Origin of the sequence: Gordonia sp. 852002-10350_SCH5691597 (assembly GCF_001665715.1) — a bacterium.
Lineage (GTDB): Bacteria > Actinomycetota > Actinomycetes > Mycobacteriales > Mycobacteriaceae > Gordonia > Gordonia sputi.
The window spans coordinates 1-17,632 of record NZ_LZMO01000188.1; the positions used below are offsets into that span (position 1 = coordinate 1).

18 protein-coding genes and 1 pseudogene are annotated in these 17,632 nt (G+C 64.4%); 7 read left to right on the top strand and 12 right to left on the bottom strand.

Translation table 11 applies throughout. From position 1 onward, the window contains the following. Positions 1-441 (top strand): annotated as a pseudogene (locus A5777_RS25045) (DUF222 domain-containing protein); the annotation flags it as partial. A 24-nt stretch (positions 442-465) separates the two neighbouring features. Here the strand turns inward: A5777_RS25045 and A5777_RS13370 are convergent. From A5777_RS13370 to A5777_RS13380, 3 genes are read right to left on the bottom strand one after another with little or no spacing between them, the layout of a single operon-like run. Continuing rightward, entirely contained in the window at positions 466-1,314 is an 849-nt protein-coding gene (locus A5777_RS13370) for a transglutaminase family protein (RefSeq protein ID WP_064863016.1), read from the bottom strand. After that, positions 1,311-2,294 (bottom strand): alpha-E domain-containing protein, encoded by a 984-nt coding sequence (locus A5777_RS13375; protein WP_064863017.1) that lies wholly within the window; start codon positions 2,292-2,294, stop codon positions 1,311-1,313. Before A5777_RS13375 ends, A5777_RS13370 begins: the two co-directional genes overlap by 4 nt. Continuing rightward, entirely contained in the window at positions 2,291-4,120 is a 1,830-nt protein-coding gene (locus A5777_RS13380) for a circularly permuted type 2 ATP-grasp protein (RefSeq protein WP_064863018.1), read from the bottom strand. Before A5777_RS13380 ends, A5777_RS13375 begins: the two co-directional genes overlap by 4 nt. A gap of 300 nt (positions 4,121-4,420) precedes the next feature. Between A5777_RS13380 and A5777_RS24695 the strand changes: the two genes are divergently transcribed. The 5 genes from A5777_RS24695 (at position 4,421) to A5777_RS13400 (ending at position 8,452) form a co-directional block, all read left to right on the top strand. Beyond that, entirely contained in the window at positions 4,421-4,591 is a 171-nt protein-coding gene (locus tag A5777_RS24695; RefSeq protein WP_156529380.1) for a hypothetical protein, read from the top strand. A 249-nt stretch (positions 4,592-4,840) separates the two neighbouring features. Continuing rightward, on the top strand, positions 4,841-6,730 hold the full coding sequence (locus A5777_RS13385; protein ID WP_156529381.1) for a TPR repeat region-containing protein: 1,890 nt from the start codon (positions 4,841-4,843) through the stop codon (positions 6,728-6,730). A 14-nt stretch (positions 6,731-6,744) separates the two neighbouring features. Then, on the top strand, positions 6,745-7,404 hold the full coding sequence (locus A5777_RS13390; protein WP_156529382.1) for a hypothetical protein: 660 nt from the start codon (positions 6,745-6,747) through the stop codon (positions 7,402-7,404). After that, the gene (locus A5777_RS13395) at positions 7,401-8,072 is read left to right on the top strand and encodes a hypothetical protein (protein WP_231895058.1); all 672 of its coding nucleotides are present in this window, start codon (positions 7,401-7,403) and stop codon (positions 8,070-8,072) included. The genes A5777_RS13390 and A5777_RS13395 overlap by 4 nt, the downstream gene beginning before the upstream one ends. Beyond that, complete coding sequence (locus A5777_RS13400) at positions 8,069-8,452, top strand: hypothetical protein (protein WP_064863020.1); 384 nt, start codon at positions 8,069-8,071, stop codon at positions 8,450-8,452. Before A5777_RS13395 ends, A5777_RS13400 begins: the two co-directional genes overlap by 4 nt. 14 nt (positions 8,453-8,466) lie before the next feature. Here the strand turns inward: A5777_RS13400 and A5777_RS13405 are convergent, their stop codons facing one another. Beyond that, positions 8,467-9,600: a hypothetical protein gene (locus tag A5777_RS13405; protein WP_064863021.1), complete on the bottom strand. Its 1,134-nt coding sequence runs from the start codon at positions 9,598-9,600 to the stop codon at positions 8,467-8,469. A gap of 250 nt (positions 9,601-9,850) precedes the next feature. On the opposite strand from A5777_RS13405, the gene rpsT reads away from it, so the two are divergent. Then, positions 9,851-10,111 (top strand): 30S ribosomal protein S20, encoded by a 261-nt coding sequence (rpsT, locus tag A5777_RS13410; RefSeq protein WP_005205136.1) that lies wholly within the window; start codon positions 9,851-9,853, stop codon positions 10,109-10,111. A 218-nt stretch (positions 10,112-10,329) separates the two neighbouring features. On the opposite strand, the gene holA is transcribed toward rpsT, so the two are convergent. The 8 genes from holA to nadD form a co-directional block, all read right to left on the bottom strand. Next, positions 10,330-11,304: a DNA polymerase III subunit delta gene (holA, locus tag A5777_RS13415; RefSeq protein WP_064863095.1), complete on the bottom strand. Its 975-nt coding sequence runs from the start codon at positions 11,302-11,304 to the stop codon at positions 10,330-10,332. Positions 11,305-11,354: 50 nt separating this feature from the next. Beyond that, on the bottom strand, positions 11,355-12,881 hold the full coding sequence (locus A5777_RS13420; protein WP_064863022.1) for a ComEC/Rec2 family competence protein: 1,527 nt from the start codon (positions 12,879-12,881) through the stop codon (positions 11,355-11,357). A 7-nt stretch (positions 12,882-12,888) separates the two neighbouring features. After that, the gene (locus tag A5777_RS13425) at positions 12,889-13,998 is read right to left on the bottom strand and encodes a ComEA family DNA-binding protein (RefSeq protein WP_231895059.1); all 1,110 of its coding nucleotides are present in this window, start codon (positions 13,996-13,998) and stop codon (positions 12,889-12,891) included. A 76-nt stretch (positions 13,999-14,074) separates the two neighbouring features. Further along, the gene (locus tag A5777_RS13430) at positions 14,075-14,956 is read right to left on the bottom strand and encodes a DegV family protein (RefSeq protein ID WP_005205144.1); all 882 of its coding nucleotides are present in this window, start codon (positions 14,954-14,956) and stop codon (positions 14,075-14,077) included. Positions 14,957-14,965: 9 nt separating this feature from the next. Then, positions 14,966-15,790, bottom strand: a complete 825-nt coding sequence (gene octT, locus A5777_RS13435) for a diglucosylglycerate octanoyltransferase (RefSeq protein WP_064863023.1) — start codon at positions 15,788-15,790, stop codon at positions 14,966-14,968. Then, positions 15,787-16,500: a histidine phosphatase family protein gene (locus A5777_RS13440; RefSeq protein WP_064863024.1), complete on the bottom strand. Its 714-nt coding sequence runs from the start codon at positions 16,498-16,500 to the stop codon at positions 15,787-15,789. The genes octT and A5777_RS13440 overlap by 4 nt, the downstream gene beginning before the upstream one ends. Then, positions 16,497-16,859, bottom strand: coding sequence for a ribosome silencing factor (rsfS, locus tag A5777_RS13445; RefSeq protein ID WP_064863025.1), 363 nt, complete (start codon positions 16,857-16,859; stop codon positions 16,497-16,499). Before rsfS ends, A5777_RS13440 begins: the two co-directional genes overlap by 4 nt. Then, positions 16,856-17,626 carry a nicotinate-nucleotide adenylyltransferase gene (nadD, locus tag A5777_RS13450; protein WP_064863026.1) on the bottom strand — a complete coding sequence of 257 codons (771 nt, stop codon included), beginning with the start codon at positions 17,624-17,626 and terminating at the stop codon, positions 16,856-16,858. The genes rsfS and nadD overlap by 4 nt, the downstream gene beginning before the upstream one ends. Positions 17,627-17,632: the final 6 nt, after the last annotated feature.

Consider the following 17,632-nt stretch of genomic DNA (forward strand, 5'->3'; position numbering starts at 1 on the left):
CACGTCACCGAATACGACCACCACACCCCGGCTGCAGGTGGGTCCACCAGCTACGAGAACCTCAACACCAAATGCCGCTACGGGCACATCACCAAGACATTCGGCGACTGGATCGATGACCAGTACCGCGACCCGGTCACCGGCCGGTTGGTCACCGAATACATCACCCCGGAAGGATTCGTCATCCCCGGTGACGCCGAAACGTTCGAAGACACCTTCCCCGGACTACGCCGACTCCACTTCACCCCACCGGACACCGGCGACCCGCCAACCCGACCACCAGGAACCCCATCAGCGCACCCACCACCACGCCACAACACACGCGCGGCGAACAAACACGCCCGACGCCGCGCCGAACGACACCGCAACCCCCAACGCCGCCTCACCCGCGACGTCGACAAATCCCTTGTCGACAACGCAGCCGGACCGCCACCGTTCTAGCGATCGCACTGCCTGGAGCGCGGTTCAGGCGAGTCGGGTTATCTCCACGACGACATCGAGGTCGGTGGCCTTGCCTCCGGTGTAGATGCCCTTGAGTGGCGAGACGTCGGAGTAGTCGCGGCCGACACCCACCGAGACGTGCTGCTCGGATATCGGCGTGTCGTTGGTCGGGTCGTAGCCCCACCATCCACCTGTCCAAACCTCAATCCACGCGTGGCTCTGCCCCTCGACGGTTTTGTCGATCTTCGCGTCGGGCTTGGGATGGAGATATCCCGAGACATACCGCGCAGGCACGCCGAGGCTGCGGAGCATGGACAGACTGACGTGCGCGTAATCCTGACAGACGCCTTTGCGCTCGTTCCATGCGTCCACGGCGGTGCTATGCACGCCTGTCGTGCCGGGTACGTACTCCATCTCCTCGTGCACGAACTTGCAGATGGCCTCGACCGCTTCCTCAGGGTCCAGACCCTTGGCTATCCGACGCGCCGTCGTGCCGAGACGTCCGTTCTTGGGCACATATGTTGTGAACGAAAGCATTTCGTCGTACCGGTCAGCGACATATTCGCTTTGCAACTCTTCCCAGGTCGCGGCCTTCTCCGATGAAGGGCGCTCCCCTGCCTCGGTCTCGACCACCGACATCCCTGATACTTCGAGTTCCTCGTGCGGTGCATGGAGGTCGAACGCGGTGACGGCTGTGCCCCAGTAGTCGGTGTAGCGGTACGCGCGGGTCGCGGGCACCGTTTCAACACGGTTGACGATCACGTTCTGCCGCGTGTCACTTCGCGGAGTCAGGCGAGCCTCGTTGAACGACGAGGTGACCGGACTCTGGTAGGCAAAGCCCGTCGAATGCACGACCCTCAATCGCCAACTCACAGTTCACTCTCCTCGATGAAGTGGTCTTCACCATCGCTGACGCGAGCATCGGCCCACGAAACATACGGTGACACATGGAAGTACTGGGCGGTGACCGCCTCGTTGACCGCCCTGCAGGTGTCTTGCAGGTCGAGTAGCCGATCCTGCAGACCGTCGAGCAGATGACCGGGCTCGAGGAACTCGAGCGAGCTGCGCGCTCGACCGAGCAGCAACAGCGCCTCCGCCTGTTCGCCGACGCGGCTCGGTCGCTTCTCGATCTCCGCGAGATTCTGCTCGGCGACGCGCAGTGCGTGGAACACCGACCGCGGAAACAGCCTGTCCAGCAACGTGAACTGCACGATGTTCTCGGCGTCGAGCAAGCCGCGATAGGTACGCAGGTAGGTGTCGTGAGCGCCCGCAGACACCAGGACATTCACCCACGCAGGCGAATTGACGGGGGCGTTGGCACGCGACAGAAGCATGCGGATGGTCATGTCCACGCGCTCGACTGACCGGCCGAGGAGCAGGTACCGGTAGCCGTCGTCGTGACTCATCGTCGCGTCCGCCAGCCCTGCGAACATGGCTGCCCGGTTCTTCACATACGACAGGAACTCATGAGGTCCGAGTCGACGTCCCCTGCGCTCGGCCTCAGCAAGCCCGTTGTACGTGGTGTTCAGGCATTCCCACATCTCGCTCGACGTGACTTCGCGTGCGCCACGGGCGTTTTCGCGCGCCGCACGGATCAGGTCCACCACCGAACCGGCGGAAGCCTTTGCGTAGGCGACGTGTTCGGTCAATGCCCACACGTCGAGGGGCTCGTCGGTGTCGGGTTCGTCGAGTCCGAGAACCTTGATGACCATGCGCACAGACGCATCCACGTCCGCCGACGTGTCCTCGAGAAGCTGATGGATTGCCACGTCGAGCAGGCGCGCCATGTCGTCGGCACGTTCGACGTAGCGGCCGATCCAGTAGAGGGATTCGGCGTTGCGGGCCAACATCATCGGGGATCACCGCCCATATTCTGAGTTGTGGCGGTGCCCTGACTCTGCGTCATCCCGTGCATGCTCTGGGTCTGCGCCATCGAGCCGAGGCCCTGCTGTTGCTGTTGCGTCTGCTCGAAGACGGGATCGGGTGCGCTCTCCGCCGGCCGTGCCGCCTTGGCCGCGCTGGACGTGACAACCTTGCCGCCGCCGAGTTCGCGCTCGCTCTGCGTCGCGCGGCTGGCGAGGACCCAGGTGTCCTTCGAACCGCCGCCCTGACTCGAGTTCACCACCAGCGAGCCCTCGGGTAGGGCAACGCGGGTGAGACCGCCCGGTAGCACCCAGACTTTCTCGCCGTCATTGACGGCGAAAGGTCGCAGATCGACGTGGCGCGGTCTCAGTGAGTCGCCGACCTTCGTCGGCACCGTCGAAAGCTGCACCACGGGTTGTGCGATCCACCCGCGAGGGTCGTTGCGCACCTTGCGGGCCAACGTGTCGAGCTCGGCCTTCGTTGCGTCGGGACCGAAGACGATCCCGTAACCACCCGATCCCTCAACGGGTTTCACGACGAGTTCGTCGATCCGATCGAGAACCTCCTCGCACTCCTCGGGGAGCCAGCAGCGCAACGTGTCGACGTTGCCGATGATCGGCTTCTCGCCGAGGTAGTAGTTGATGATGTCCGGCACGTAGGTGTAGATCAGCTTGTCGTCGCCGACACCGTTGCCCACCGCGCTCGAGATCACGACGTTGCCCGCGCGCGCCGCGTTGAGCAGGCCGGCCACGCCGAGCATCGAATCCGGACGGAACTGCATGGGATCGAGGAAGTCGTCGTCGATGCGTCGATAGATCACGTCGACGCGTTGCTCACCCTCGGTGGTGCGCATGTAGACGACGTTGTCGCGGCAGAACAGGTCTCGACCCTCGACGAGCTCGACGCCCATCAGCCGCGCGAGCAGCGAGTGCTCGAAGTACGCCGAGTTCGCGACACCGGGGGTGAGCACCACGATGTTGGGGTCGGCCTCGTTGAACGCTGCCGAGGCCCGCAGTGCGCGCAGCAGGTGACTCGGGTAGTCGGCGACAGGTCGCACCTTGTGCGTGGAGAACAGGTCGGGAAAAACCCGAGCCATGGTGCGGCGGTTCTCCATCACGTACGACACACCCGACGGCGATCGCAGGTTGTCCTCGAGCACCCGGAAGTCTCCGTTGGCGTCACGGATCAGGTCGATGCCCGCGACGTGAATGCGAACTCCGTTGGGAGGACGGATGTTTGCGGCCTGACGGTGAAAGTGCTCACACGAATGGACCAGACGTTTGGGCAACACACCGTCGCGCAGGATCTCCTGCTCGCCGTACACGTCGTCGAGGAACAACTCCAACGCCTGCACGCGCTGGGTGATGCCCGCCTCGAGCTTGTTCCACTCCCCGGCCGAAATGACCCGTGGCACAACGTCCAACGGGAACGGCCGCTCCATACCGGAGAGTGAGAATGTAATGCCCTGGTCGATGAACGCGCGCCCGAGCGCGTCGACGCGAGCCTCGAGGTCGGCACGATCGGACTCCGCCATGACCTTGAAGATGCCTCGATATGGCGGGCGCACTTCACCGTCGGCGTCGAACATCTCGTCAAAGGCCTTGCCGTAGGGACCTTTCGAATATCCCTTAAAGATCCCGGTCTCGGTGGGGAGTGCTTCCCTGCCCACCTTGGCCTTCGCGCTCTTGGCAACCTGTCCCGGTTCGGCACCCTTGCCGTTTGCCGCCTTGGCGGCGGTGACGGACTTAGACGACGACGGGGGCGCGGTTTTGCGCGGTGCCTTCTTGGCTTGCGCACCGGTTGACGCGGGACTCATAGACACACATGGTGCCTCAAGTCGCTCCACTCGGCACGACGTCTGCGCGGGCGCGTCGCAGATCCCCTGTCGGGCCGACACCGCTAGAGCGTGGCTATTCGATTGTCGCTGCGCCCAGGCACACCGGAACTGACTCCCGCCCGATGCGGTAGCATGCCGCATGCCAGCTAATTAGACACCTGAACGTTTTGGACAATTCGGACAAAGGGGTTGCTGTGGCGCCAGAGCCGCAAAGAAGTGGTGGCCAAGTAGTCGAAGTCACGCCGGGCGACTCCACTTCCACGTCGCTGAGATCTGCATATGACCTACCCGACCCTGTCAGATGCGCTCGACGCAGAGCCCGGCAACTACCTCGACGCCCGCAACGGACTCAACGATCTGGCGTCGAACATCGAATCCCACGCGACGCGGATGGTACGTGAAATCTCCTCGGTGCCGTGGCCGGGGCCTCGCGCACGATGCCGCAACTAAGCGCGCCGCCGAAGAGCAGACATCGTGCAACTGTTCGTCGACAACTACAGCGTAGCTAACGACTGGACGGTGACCGACTCCAAGACGTACCCGTCCGGCGATGAGGCTCAGCAATTCGTTAATTCTCAAGAGAAAGAGCGTTGAGAACAGGCAGCACGAGATGCCACTTCATCGCTCAAGGGAAAGGCCGGCGAGTTCGCGGCTGCAGACCAACAACTAGTAAGCGCGGTCCATTCAGGAATCGAGGGGATGAACGCGTTATCACCAGCAGGCGCAGCGGTGAGTATCCACAGCGCCGATCAATTACTCGACGACCTGGCCGATCATCGCCGACTGTCCGGGACTGAACTCGCCGAACTCCGAGAAGCGACCGAGTTGACACCTGAGCAGATCGAGGCGATCCGCCAAGGCAAACCTGTTGACATCCCTCCGAACAAATACGCATATCTGCGAGAAGTCATGGCCGGGCTGGACAGCAAGAGCCCAGCAGAAATAGACCGGATCGCCGACTACCTCGATCCCGGGTCGCGCGACTCCGTGAAGACTGCGCTCGCCAACGGCATGCAACTCATGGGAAATCCGCTGATCAACGATGGAAGAGGCAACCACGGCGGAATGACTGAGTTGCCGGCCAAGGTCCGAGAGTCACTACAACGCAACCCGGTCACTTTTGATATTGACAACCCCGCAGCAGGCATATATTGGAGACTGAACAACTACCACGATCTCGTCGCCCTGACGGACCTCTTGGGAAAGGGAAACGCAGATCTACGGGTTAACACCGACGTTGATCGTGGCCTTCTCAAACAGGCATCAGAGCTCGCGAGCGCCACATCGAATCGTCAGGGCCTATTTCTGGAGACCGATGACGAGACTGGTCATCTCGTTTCCGACAAGGACCTCAACGGCACCATCAATAGCATGATCGCGCTCACTGATGCCGACCACCCTGCCATCACGGATTTCCTCACCGCGCAGCACATGGACTGCACAGTCGAGCCCGGTGGCCACTTCGATGCAGGTTCACATTTCGTGGACCTTGTGACCCACCCCTTCGACCCCGGGCAACACGCCGTCGAGGACATGTTCAACTGGATCGGCCCGAACGCCGGGACCCCGGGACACGAAGGCGATCTGGCTGCGCTAGCGGCCAGCGGTTACGCGCATCGGCTGGCCGAAAACGCCACGCTCCTGGGACTAGACACCAACGGCAGCGGAGTCGGGCACCCGACACTTGGCAGTATCAATCCCGAACTGACACAGTCATTGACGAAGAACATCATTCCCTATCTCGGCGCGCTCAATGGCGTCGAGGGCATGGGAATCCACACGTTCCCTGGCTATGGTTTCGGGAATATCACCGAGATGCAGGGCATGATTCAAGCGCTCGATTCCGATCCCGTTTCCGCAGCCGTTATCAACCACGCCGGGGCGGCCTGGGAGAATTACATGACCTCGATGTACGCGGCACACGATGGCGATCCGACTTTTGCCGCGGCCGCCGGTCGTTTTCACGAGATGTTCCATGAGGCCGACACTGCCGAATTGCAGGGACTGTTCAATCAACAGAATTGGGATCGTATACAGCAATATAATCTCGATTCCACCGAATGGGACACTGCCAAGACGGTACTCACGACCGGACTGAAATTCCTTCCAGGACCTTGGGGCGAAGTCGGATCTCTCGCCGGATCGGTTATCGACGTCGCGAACCCCGGCACCAAACTCTCCGCTCTCGGAATCGTCAACGATCCGTCGACGATTCCGCATGATCATGTGAGCGACGCTATTCAAGAGGCAGTCAAGGGCTACGACAACGACACTCAGGGGCTCTATTACCAACGCGACCTCGCATTAGGCTATGCCAGCACGCACGGCGGGCTGGAGGCCGATCCACGATGGGCACCCTATTTGTCACGTGCGGACCCGGACGACCCGTCGTCGCCGATGGTGTTGGACTGGGGGAAGATTCAAAGTCATAAATCAGATTTCAACTATGTTGTTGACGGGCTACCGATTTCAAAGGAATCGTGGAACTACGCTGGCGATGGTTACGCGAGCGGAGCCCGGCCCGGCGCCAATATCGATCCGCACCAACTGCCCGCGCCTGGCTACGATGCGAGCAGGCCCCCGCAATGATTCACAGCCGACTCGTGTGTGCACTCGTGGGACTCCTCATCGCAACCATCGAGTTGACAGCAGCATGTACGACACCTCAGAATCTCACCGCTGCAACATCGCCTAGCAACGTCGTTGGCTACCAACGCCCTCCCACTGCGCGGTGGACCGATCACTGGAACCCCACCCCGGCAGTCGATCTCATGAGCGCCGACGGCACATTCATCCGCGCCTTCATCGAAGCACAGGACGTCGCAGTGTTCAGCGGCCGACCCGCTTCCTACCCTGGCTACATCAACGCCGACCACGTCCCACACAACCCATACTTCTACGGCATCTCGCCCACCGACCTCACCACAGGATTCTCCTCGCACAGCATCATCCGACTCGACAACACCGGCCCCGACACCTATACCGCCACCCTCTGTCGCCGGCAAAGTGTCAATCCGCTCAACAAGGAATCACTCAGTGTCGATATCGAGTGGCTCACCTACCACCACCAGGGTGCGTCGCCACCTTCCAATCAACACGGACCGCGAAACGCGCCTTCCAACAACGTCTTCGGCGGATGGTATGCCACGAAACACGACTTCGACTACACCACGCCCAAGCACGACGTCTGCGCAGACACCCCCATCGACCGCGGCCACACACCCACCCCCGGCTGGCCCACCACCACGACCGGTGACCTATGACCCGCTCAGCCACACTCCTGACTGGCGCCAGCCTGCTGATAGCCCTGACCGCCTGCACCACAACACAACCGGCAACCACCGCGATATCGCCGTCGCGTGACCCCGGCTACCAACGCCCCGCCAACGTCCAATGGACCGATCACTGGAACCCCACCCCGGCAGTCGATCTCATGAGCGCCGACGGCACCTTCATCCGCGCCTTCATCGAAGCCCAGGACGTAGCGGTGCTCAGTGGTCGCGCCGCCGCTGGTTCCTACCCCGGTTTCACCGACGCCGACCACGTTCCACACCATTCCCGTTACTACGATTCTTTTCCCACACCTGCCTACACCGGATTCTCCTCACACACCATCATCCGACTCGACAACACCGGCCCCGACACCTACATCGCCACCGTCTGCCGCCGCGAAAGTGTCAACCCCCTCAACGAGGAATCACTCAACGTCGACATCGAGTGGCTCACCTACCACCACCACGGCACGCCCCCACCCGCCAATCAACGCGGACCGCGAAACGCCCCTCCAGACAACGTCTTCGGCGGCTGGTACGCAACGCAATACGACGTCGACTTCACCACGCCCAAGCACGACCTCTGCACAGACACCCCCATCAACCGCGGCCACACACCCACCCCCGGCTGGCCCACCACCACAACCGGTGACCTATGACCTCCGCGTCCGATGAGCCCTTCGCCCGGTTCGTGACACCCGACATGCTCGCGGAACGTAAACGGAACGACGCGGCTCTCGACGAACGCCTGCGCGCACAGGCCGCTGCACTGCGCGCACGCCCCGCGAGCGCACCCGTGCCTACCCAGACTCGCGACCTAGACGTTCTCTGTACCGACGAAATAGCACGCCAGGTCGAGTATAAGCGTCGGCTGGCCATCGCACTCGACGACGAATGCCAACGCAGTGTCGACGCTCAGATTTTTGGAATCAGCCCAGAACGCCGAGCAGAGGTTGCATCGTACGTGCGCTCGGAGTTGCTACGCGAGCTGCGAGCGCACCTCGCTAGAAATCCACATCTGAGCGAAGACGAGGGCTAGCTGCTAGCCGGTGGCTAGCCGAGCCGGTGCCGTGCCGACACCAGGCGACGACCGACTCGACGCGCGATATTCGCTGCGCGCGTCTGCAATCGAGCCGCGGTCTCGGGATAGGGCATCGTCTGCGCGATTCCTGCAATCGCGTCGAGCGAGGCGTCGAGAATCTGGTCCACTGTCGGCGGCTGGGCGTCGTCGCCTGCCATCGTGCTCACCGAAAGATCCCCGAGATTACCGGTCACGGGATACCCCGCCACGCGCACAGCCTCGATCATCGTCTCGGCTTCGTCGGCCGCCCACGCACGCTGTTCGCTGGACAGCCCCCGTGGAGTGCCGCCGGTCTGTGCGAACAAGACCTTGGCGATGATGTGACCTTTGACGACGCGCTCGTACCGATCCCACTCGATGTCGTCGGGCTGTAGGCGCGAGTTCAGCCGTCGCAGCAGCTCGGCCTGCGCCGCCGAGAGTGACGTGTTGTTGTTGGGAACGTCGATGGTCATCGGCGTCGGATCGACGTCGAGCACGGACAGAAATCTGTCCCACAACGACGATGCGTTCGTTCCCGGCTTCGCCACGGTGACCAGGTGAGCCCGTTCCGGCCCGACGAACTTGGCCCACCGTCCGAGGATGCCCACGTAGTCCTGGAACTCCCAGAAGGGCTCCTCCTCCATGTCGCCACCCCACGACCCCGTTCGACGTGGCGCGTGCCGCCGCACCGACGTCACGAAGTCGTCGAACGATGCCAGACGCTGGTTCTTGACGTTCTCCTGCCACACCGAGGGCAGTTGGCGGGCCAGATCACGAACGGTCACGACCACGTGGACTTCGTCGGCGAAGGACAGGTCGTTCACCATCGACTCGATCTGTTCCTCGCGCGCCGTCGCGAACAACTCGTGCGACACCAGCGACGTCCCCGGCCAAGCACGCATCTGCGAGACCATCGTCGACCACCTTCCGGCGAAGGCCGGGTCGACCCAGTCGAGATACCGACTGGGCTGTAGGTGGGTTGCGGCGTGAAAGTGATCCGCCATCTCGTTTCCCGGGTAGAGCAGCCCGGAGTGACGAAAAGCGAGGTCGCGGTTCCACCACAGGCGATCCTGGAGATGGGTGGTGCCCGTCTTGGGTAATCCGACGTGAATGAAGACAACTGACATGATGGGTCGAGTTTAGTTGTGCTCACGCACACATCCGCGAGCTCGACACATGCTGTGAGTATTCACAGCAGATCGGTGGGAGACGCACGATCGAGCGCGAGCAAACGCCTGCGGATTTGGGGCCCCTGTTTCCGGCTGGTAAAGTAGACCGCTGTCGCAGAGTCGACGGCGGACACGTGCTGTCCACCCGTTTGACCTGCTCAGGAACACCCAGCAACAGCAATCACCAACAACTGATAGGTACACACGCGTGGCAAACATCAAGTCCCAGGTCAAGCGCAACCGCACCAACGAGATCCGTCGGCAGCGCAACCAGTCCGTGCGCTCTTCGCTGCGCACCGCGATCCGCAGCTTCCGCGAAGCTGTTGACGCCGGCGACAAGGACAAGGCCGCCGAGCTCGGACAGTCGGCAAGCCGCAAGCTCGACAAGGCCGCCAGCAAGGGCGTCATCCACGCCAATCAGGCAGCCAACAAGAAGTCGGCCATCGCTGTGGCCGTCAACAAGCTCTGAGGTAGCACTCTCCGGCGTCAGCCGGAGCTGAACGAGTCAGAGCGCGCACCCGCGACGCGCCCCGTGCACACGGGAGCACGCCGGATCGCAGCGCCGACCGTTCCCCTGTCGAGACAACTCACCCCGGCGACTTCCACGCGGTCGCCGGGGTGAGTTGCGTCGTCGCGCACGCTCCGGCTTCTGAGCGGTTCAGTCCTGCGAACTCAGCCCAGCACGCTTCAGCGCCGACGCGACGTCGGGCGCAACGATGCAACAGCGTCGACCGCATGCAGAAGCGCATAGTCTGCGTCGGCGGCCTGTCCCTTTACATCTCCGTTGAGTCCGGCAACCACCACGACGGCCTGCGCGATCGACGGCGAATCCCATGCCCGTGCCTGCGACTGCACCTTCTTGACACGCGACGGCGGCATGCCCAACTCCGACGCAGCCGCGTACTGATCCATCGAGCCGATTCCGCGTACGCGAGCTATCGCGTGCACCGCCTCGGCGAGCGCATCAGCCAGCAGTACTCGCGGCACCCCGTGGTGCACCGCCCACGCCAAGGACTCGAGCGCTCCGGCCCGATCACCGGTGACGGCTTTGTCGGCGACCTCGAATCCCGTGACCTCCGGGCGCCCCTGGTAGTAGACGCGCACCGCGTCGCGGTCGATCTTCCCGCCGGTGTCGGCAACGAGCTGACTGCACGCCGCGGCAAGCTCACGAAGCTCCGCACCGACCCCCTCGACAACCTGCTCGACGACGTCGGCGCTGACCTTCACGCCGAGCTCACGAAACTCCTTGCGGACGAAGTCCATTCGTTCCGACGGCCAGCGCGGCGCAGTGCAGTCGTGTTCGACGGCACCGGCCTTGCGGAGTTCGCCCACCATCGACTTCGTCCGGCCGCCGCCGGTGTGGATCACCATCAGCGTGATGCCGTCGGGAAGCTCACGAGCCGCCCGCGTGATCAGCGCTGCGGGCTCCTTACCCGCCTCTGCCGCCGACTCGACGACAACGACGCGGTCTTCGGCAAACAACGACGGACTCAACAACTCGGCCAGTTCGTATTCGCTGACGTCGCCCGCGCGCACACGCGTCACCGGGATGTCGGCGCCTGCGTGGTGGGACAGCTCGCTCGTCACACCCGAGATCACACGTCCGGTGAGGAAGTCGTCGTCTCCGAGGAGCAGATGCAGGCGATCGGTCACGCCACTCATGGTGCCAGAACGCCCCGACAACCCCGACGACGCACCGGACACCTTCCCTACTACCGGTCGCACCCGTCCCTCCGCCGACCGTGCGTCTCGTTCCGCCGCCTGTGCGTACGACGCCGCACCCACCCGATCGAGCGTCGATTCACCAACGCCGCACCCAGGACCGTGAACGCCATGACGAGCACCATCCCGGCAAGCCCGTCAGGTATTTCGATTGCCGCCCAACTCAATCCACCGAGCACCCGCGCCACGGTGATCATCCACCACAGCTCCGGCGACATCGCGCGCAGTAACACTTGGGCAACCACAGCCCCCACCTCTCCGGCGAGCCCGATCAATGCGGCGAGTGTTCCCACCACACTGATCACTCCGACGACCGGCGCCACGACGACGTTGGCCAGAATGGAGACCACGTTGAACGTCCCGCTGATCATCGCGATCAGCGGCGCCGTCACGACCTGCGCAGCGATGGCGATAGCCAGCACCTCGGCCGCGACAGGCGGGATTCTCCACTCGCGCAGCATGTCTCGGATCGACGGCGCGATCAGCACGAGTCCGGCTGTCGCCACGACCGACAACGCGAACCCCGGCGCGCTCGCAAGCTCCGGCCACCACAGGAGTCCCCCGATCACGGCGACACCGAGCGCGGGCACCGCGCGCGCACGTCGCGTCGACAACAACGCGAGCAGACCGACTCCGCCCATCATCGCCGCGCGCAGCACACTCGGCGACGGCCGTACCAGGACGACGAATCCGACGATGACGATCACCCCGCTGACAGCCGCCACCTTCGGTGACCCGCCGATCAACCTGATCAACGCAATCGCTGCACCGCAGGTCAGCGCGAAATTGGCACCGGAAACAGCGGTCAGGTGGCTGAGCCCGGCCGCGCGGAACTGATCCCGGACATCTTGCGACAATGCGCTCTCGTCGCCGATGACCAATCCCGGCAGTAATCCCGCGGATTCACCGGTCAGCGCCTGCGCCGAGTTCTGCTGCAGCGTTGTCCGCACGATGCCGGCTCCGCGCTGCAGCGGAGGAGGCCGCCCCAACATCGTCGGCGGTCCCGACGCCGCCAACCTCGCAACACTGAGATCACCCCCTCGAGGTGCGCGCATACTCACCAGGACACGCACGCGCTGACTCGGCAACAATCCGACCCATCCGGGCGCGCGAGCGACGACATCGGCGACGGCGGAGGGAACTCGACGCTCCCCGACGGCCAGCACCGTCACCCGAGTGGTCACCTGACCCCGTTGTGCGGGCCCGAAGTTCCGCGGGTCGTCGCGAATCGACATCGTGACCGTCGCCTTGCCCGACATGCCCGACATCGGATGCGCGTCGCGCGTCTCGAGCCGAAGCCACAGCGCGAGTGCACATGTCACCGCCATCCCCGCGCCGATCACCACGATGCCGACCATTCGCCAGGCCACTTTCCACCGCCGATACGCGAACAGAGCTGCAGCACAGATCATTCCGCCGATCACCAGCACAGCAGGCATCGACCACGACGGCCCGTGCAGCCCGAGCAGCGTGACCAACCACACCACGAGCGCGGGTGTGACAAGCCGTAGATCCACCGGGGTGTCAACCTGCGGTCACGAGGTCGCGAAGCTTGGCGAGCCGTGCGGGTCCGATTCCGTCAACTTCGCCGAGTTGGTCGACGGACGTGAACTTTCCGTGCTGCGATCGCCAGTCGATGATGGCCTTCGCCGTGACAGGGCCGACCCCCGGGAGAGCGTCGAGCTGCTCGGCGCTCGCAGTGTTCAGATCGACCTTTCCGCCCGTGCTGCTCGCCGACCCCGAACCCGTTGTGCCAGTGCCCGACTCGGGCGCATCACCGGCCGTCGGTGGCGACGACGGGCCCGCCCTCCCTACACCCGCGGCGACCACCGCGCTGCGCAGTGAGGCGTTGCCGTCCTTGCTCGCGTAGCCGACAAGCACCTGGTCGCCGTCTCCCAACACCTGAGCGAGATTCAATGACGTCGTGTCGGCTCCCTCGCGGGCACCGCCAGCGCTCGACAGCGCGTCGGCCACCCGCGACCGCGGCGCCAATCTCACCAACCCGGGCTTCCGCACCAGTCCGACGACGCTCACCACGATCTGGGCTGGTGCAGCTGAGGGCGCGGCGTCAGACGGCACTGCGGCAGAAGACGCTGCAGCGTGGGACGGAATCGACGTCGACGGACCCGCCGATGAGGGGAAGGCAACAGTCGGCACGACGTCGTCGTTGCGGAGCAGTCCGAATCCCGCTATCACACAGGCGATTACACCCACACTGATCAGCGCGATGGCACCGGCGGGAGCCACCGCGAATCGGCGTCGGGGACGATACCCATCGTCATCCGAATCGTCATCTGCATCCGGGTCGAGGCCGAAATCATCTAGACGATCGTCGTCGAATCCGTTGGCATGTAGTCTTTCTCGACTATCGAGAGAACGCCTACGTCCCACCTCGGGAGCCAGCCAACCCGGCGTCGTGTCGATCTCCCAGGAATCAGGCGACACATCGTCGTTTGCAGCCGACGAGTTCGCGTCGGGTTCGGGCACCCGGGTGGCTCCGACAGGCGTGGGGGCGGTCGCCGACAACCGGTCCAGCGGGGAGCGCCCGACCGCGGTGGACCCGGTGCGCTGTCCGCGCTCGACAACACCTCGCGCGGCGAATCCACGTGCCGTCCGGATTGGTTTGTCGCTCATAGCCTCTGACGCTACGGCGGGCACACCACGCCTTGGGGTCGGCGGCCACGCACCGACGCAGCGCTGTGGACGACGGTCAGGTTGTGGACAACCCCTCGGCCACCGACGGGCCCCTGGTGATGGGGTCGAGTTGGGTACCGATCACGACGCCGACCGCTCCGGGGCCGACGTGACAGCCGAGCACGGGACCGAGATCGACCGTGATGCTCGACGTCACGCTCCGCAGGCTCTCCCGCAGTCGGACGACGAGATCGGCTGCGGCAGCAGGAGCTTGGCAATGTTGCACGCCAAGGGTCACCGCGCGGCCGTCGGCGTAATCGACTGCTGCGTCTGCCATCTTGTCCAGCGCCTTGGAGAAGGTGCGCGTGCGTTCCCGAAGCGTCAGCGTCCCGTCGACGACGTGCAGGATCGGTTTGATCGACAACGCGGAACCGAGCATCTTGCTCGCGGCGCTGATTCGGCCGCTGTTGCGAAGGTTGTCGAGGTTCTGCACACAGAGCAGTGATTCGACGGTCGCCGCCTGGCGGATGGCGGCTTCGTACGCACGGTCCCGGTCGGCACCGTCCCGGGCGGCCTGCGCCGCGGCGATGGCCACGAACCCGACTGCCAGTCCAACTGACCGCGAGTCGACGACCCGCACCTGCCCCGAGTAGTCCTCTGCGGCGAGGCGCCCTGCGCTCCACGTGCCGGACAGTTTTCGCGACATGTGGACCGCGACGACGCCGTCGCCCTTACTGCGTTCGATGGCTTCGCCGTACGCCCGCACCAGATCGTGCGGAGTCGCCCCGGCGGTGGTGACTCCCGGCGTCGACACGATGTCGGCGGGGACGTTGTCGTCGTCTTCGAGATAGTCGACGCCGTCGAGCGTCAGATGCAACGGAACTTGGATGATGTCATAGCTGTCAGCAACGGCAGCGGGCAACCGCGCGGAGGAATCTGTGACGACGACAACAGGCACCCGTCTACGTTAGCCGGTTCGCCGTGCGGCTCGGACATCCGGATCGTCGAGCACGCGCAGAACCGGCTCCGCCACCACATCGGCGACCGCCCGATGGCACGCGAAGCCCCAGTGGATGCCGTCGGGGTTCATCACAGCATCTGGGTTCATCGCAGCGTCTGGGTTAGTCGCGGCGTCTGGGTTCACGGCATCTGGATCGTCGTATGCGTCGCGGGTCGGTGGATAGAAGTCGGCATAAGAGACGCCGTGCCGGTCGCACCACGCGCGCATCGCCGCGGTCGTCGGTATCCGCCCGGTGTGGACGTAGCCGTAGTAGGGGCTCCGATGCGTCGACGGCAGACACACGACCATCGGCAGGTCGGGGCGCAACTGGCTCAGCGCCTCGTGGATCTTGTCGAGGTAGTCGACGGTCACCGACGGCGGCAGGGCCACCGGCCACCCGATCTTCGACGCACGCGGCTGGACCCACTGATACGCCGACCGGACGATCTGGCGCAGTCGGCCCGGCCGCACGTATCTGATCTGCTCGCGCAACGCGGTCGGAAGCGGCGACGGCAACGAATCCATTCCGCCGAACGCGAGGATCACCGCGCGTGCGTGCGGTACCGCGGCCCAGATGTTCGGGTCCTGGGTCATCGCCCACCAGACGTCCCGGCTGGTCCAGCCGATCCGTCCGAAGAGCCGCACCGGCAGACCACACCGCGCGCCGACGATGTTCGGCCAGATTCGAGCGTCGTCTGCGGGCAGCCCACCCTGCGGCCCGAAGTAGGCGAGCGAGTCGGAGAGGATGAGTAGGCAGTCGTCGGGCGTACCCGCCGCAACCGAGTCGGTCACTGCACCCCTGCGTCGGCAACCTCGGCCGAGGCGTTCCACACGTCCAGCCGCCACCGCGGCTTCTCACCGGGGAGTCCGTGGCCCGACAGTTGGACCCAGCTCGTGTTGGCCAGTCCGCCGAACACCGGCCAGTTGGCGACCGGAAGGTCGAGCAGTGCGGCGGTCATCGCGGCGATCACACCTCCGTGCGCGACGAGCACGACGGGCGACTCCGGGCTCGCGCCGCTCCCCCAGTCGTCCACACTCGCGAGCAGTTCGTCGACGACCGGTAGGGCGCGGGCAGCGACGTCGACGCGGCTCTCCCCGCCCGGCGGGCGCCACGTGGCGTCGTCGCGCCACAGCGCGCGCGCACCGGGCATGACGTCGTCGACCTCGTAGTGCGTCATGCCCTGCCACTCACCGAGATGTGTTTCGCGGAGCCGTTGATCGGTCTCGACAGGCAGGCCGGTCAGCACAGCGAGCGCTTCCGCGGTGTCGCGAGCACGCCGCAGATCCGACGACCTGATGAGCATCGGATTGCGTTCGGCGAGTGCGGCGGCGGCCGACTTCGCTTGTCGCACACCGAGATCGGAGAGATCGGTATCGAGTTGTCCCTGCATCCGACTCGTCGCGTTGTACTCGGTCTGCCCGTGCCGCAACAGAATCAGCCTGCGGACCACCGGGGTGAGTCGTTCGACGGAGGTGTCGTGGTCGTCGGGCGCTCCACTCACGCCTGCGGCTCCAGGTCGATGACCGGGCAGTCCTGCCACAGACGGTCGAGCGCGTAGTAGGCGCGCTCGTCGGCATGCTGGACGTGCACCACGATGTCGACGTAGTCCAGCAGCGCCCAGCGACCCTCACGTGTGCCTTCGCGTCGGACGGGCTTGTAACCCGCCTCGCGCATCTTGTCTTCGATCTCGTCGGTGACCGCGTTGACCTGACGCTCGTTGTCGGCCGACGCGATCACGAACAGGTCGGTGATCACGAGTTGTTCGGACACGTCGATCACCGCGACATCGGTGGCGACCTTGTCCTGCGCGGCAGCGACTGCCACCTTCGCCATGTCCAGTGACTCGGCTGCTGCTGTCACGTTCGTCCTTTCGAGCGTTGCGTTTCCGCACGGTGTGTTGAGGTGTCGGAGGTTGTCGGTTCATCGTCGGCCTCGCTCGCCAGTGGCGCCGAGACACCCGGCGAGTTCACCCGCGGCCTGCGGTAGAGCCTGCGTTTGGCGATGTACTGGACGACGCCGTCTGGCACCAGGTACCAGACCGGTCGTCCCGTCGCAGCGCGTGCCCGACAGTCCGTCGAGGAGATCGCCAGTGCGGGAATCTCCATCAGATGAAGCGTATCGGCTGGCAGATTTCGCAGATGCGTGGCCAGATGGCTGGCGTTCAACTCGTATCCCGGTCGGCTCACCCCGACGAAGTTCGCCAGTTCGAACAGTTCTTCCCAGTCCTGCCACGACAGGATCGACTCCAACGCATCGGCGCCGGTGATGAAGTAGAGCGCAGCGTCGGGAAGTGTTTTGCGCAGATCCCGCAGCGTGTCGACCGTGTAGGTGAATCCCTCCCGGTCGATGTCGACGCGACTCACGCTGAACTGCGGATTCGACGCCGTCGCGATGACCGTCATCAGGTAGCGGTCCTCGGGGGGACTGACCTGCTTCGTCCGGTCGGGAACCTCCCCGCCGTCTTCGGTCAGCTTCTGCCATGGCCGTCCGGTCGGGACGAAGATCACCTCGTCGAGCGAGAACCGGTTGGCGACCTCACTGGCTGCCACGAGGTGCCCGTTGTGGATGGGATCGAACGTTCCGCCCATCACACCGATCCGGCGTACACGCGGACGGTCATGTGCCATGAGGGG

Bases quoted from the DNA above. Each gene is read 5' to 3' on its own strand.
- A5777_RS13375 (WP_064863017.1), bottom strand. From the start codon at position 2,294: ATGATGTTGGCCCGCAACGCCGAATCCCTCTACTGGATCGGCCGCTAC.
- A5777_RS13380 (WP_064863018.1), bottom strand. From the start codon at position 4,120: ATGAGTCCCGCGTCAACCGGTGCGCAAGCCAAGAAGGCACCGCGCAAA.
- A5777_RS24695 (WP_156529380.1), top strand. From the start codon at position 4,421: ATGACCTACCCGACCCTGTCAGATGCGCTCGACGCAGAGCCCGGCAAC.
- A5777_RS13385 (WP_156529381.1), top strand. From the start codon at position 4,841: ATGAACGCGTTATCACCAGCAGGCGCAGCGGTGAGTATCCACAGCGCC.
- A5777_RS13395 (WP_231895058.1), top strand. From the start codon at position 7,401: ATGACCCGCTCAGCCACACTCCTGACTGGCGCCAGCCTGCTGATAGCC.
- A5777_RS13400 (WP_064863020.1), top strand. From the start codon at position 8,069: ATGACCTCCGCGTCCGATGAGCCCTTCGCCCGGTTCGTGACACCCGAC.
- A5777_RS13405 (WP_064863021.1), bottom strand. From the start codon at position 9,600: ATGTCAGTTGTCTTCATTCACGTCGGATTACCCAAGACGGGCACCACC.
- holA (WP_064863095.1), bottom strand. From the start codon at position 11,304: ATGAGTGGCGTGACCGATCGCCTGCATCTGCTCCTCGGAGACGACGAC.
- A5777_RS13425 (WP_231895059.1), bottom strand. From the start codon at position 13,998: ATGAGCGACAAACCAATCCGGACGGCACGTGGATTCGCCGCGCGAGGT.
- nadD (WP_064863026.1), bottom strand. From the start codon at position 17,626: ATGGCACATGACCGTCCGCGTGTACGCCGGATCGGTGTGATGGGCGGA.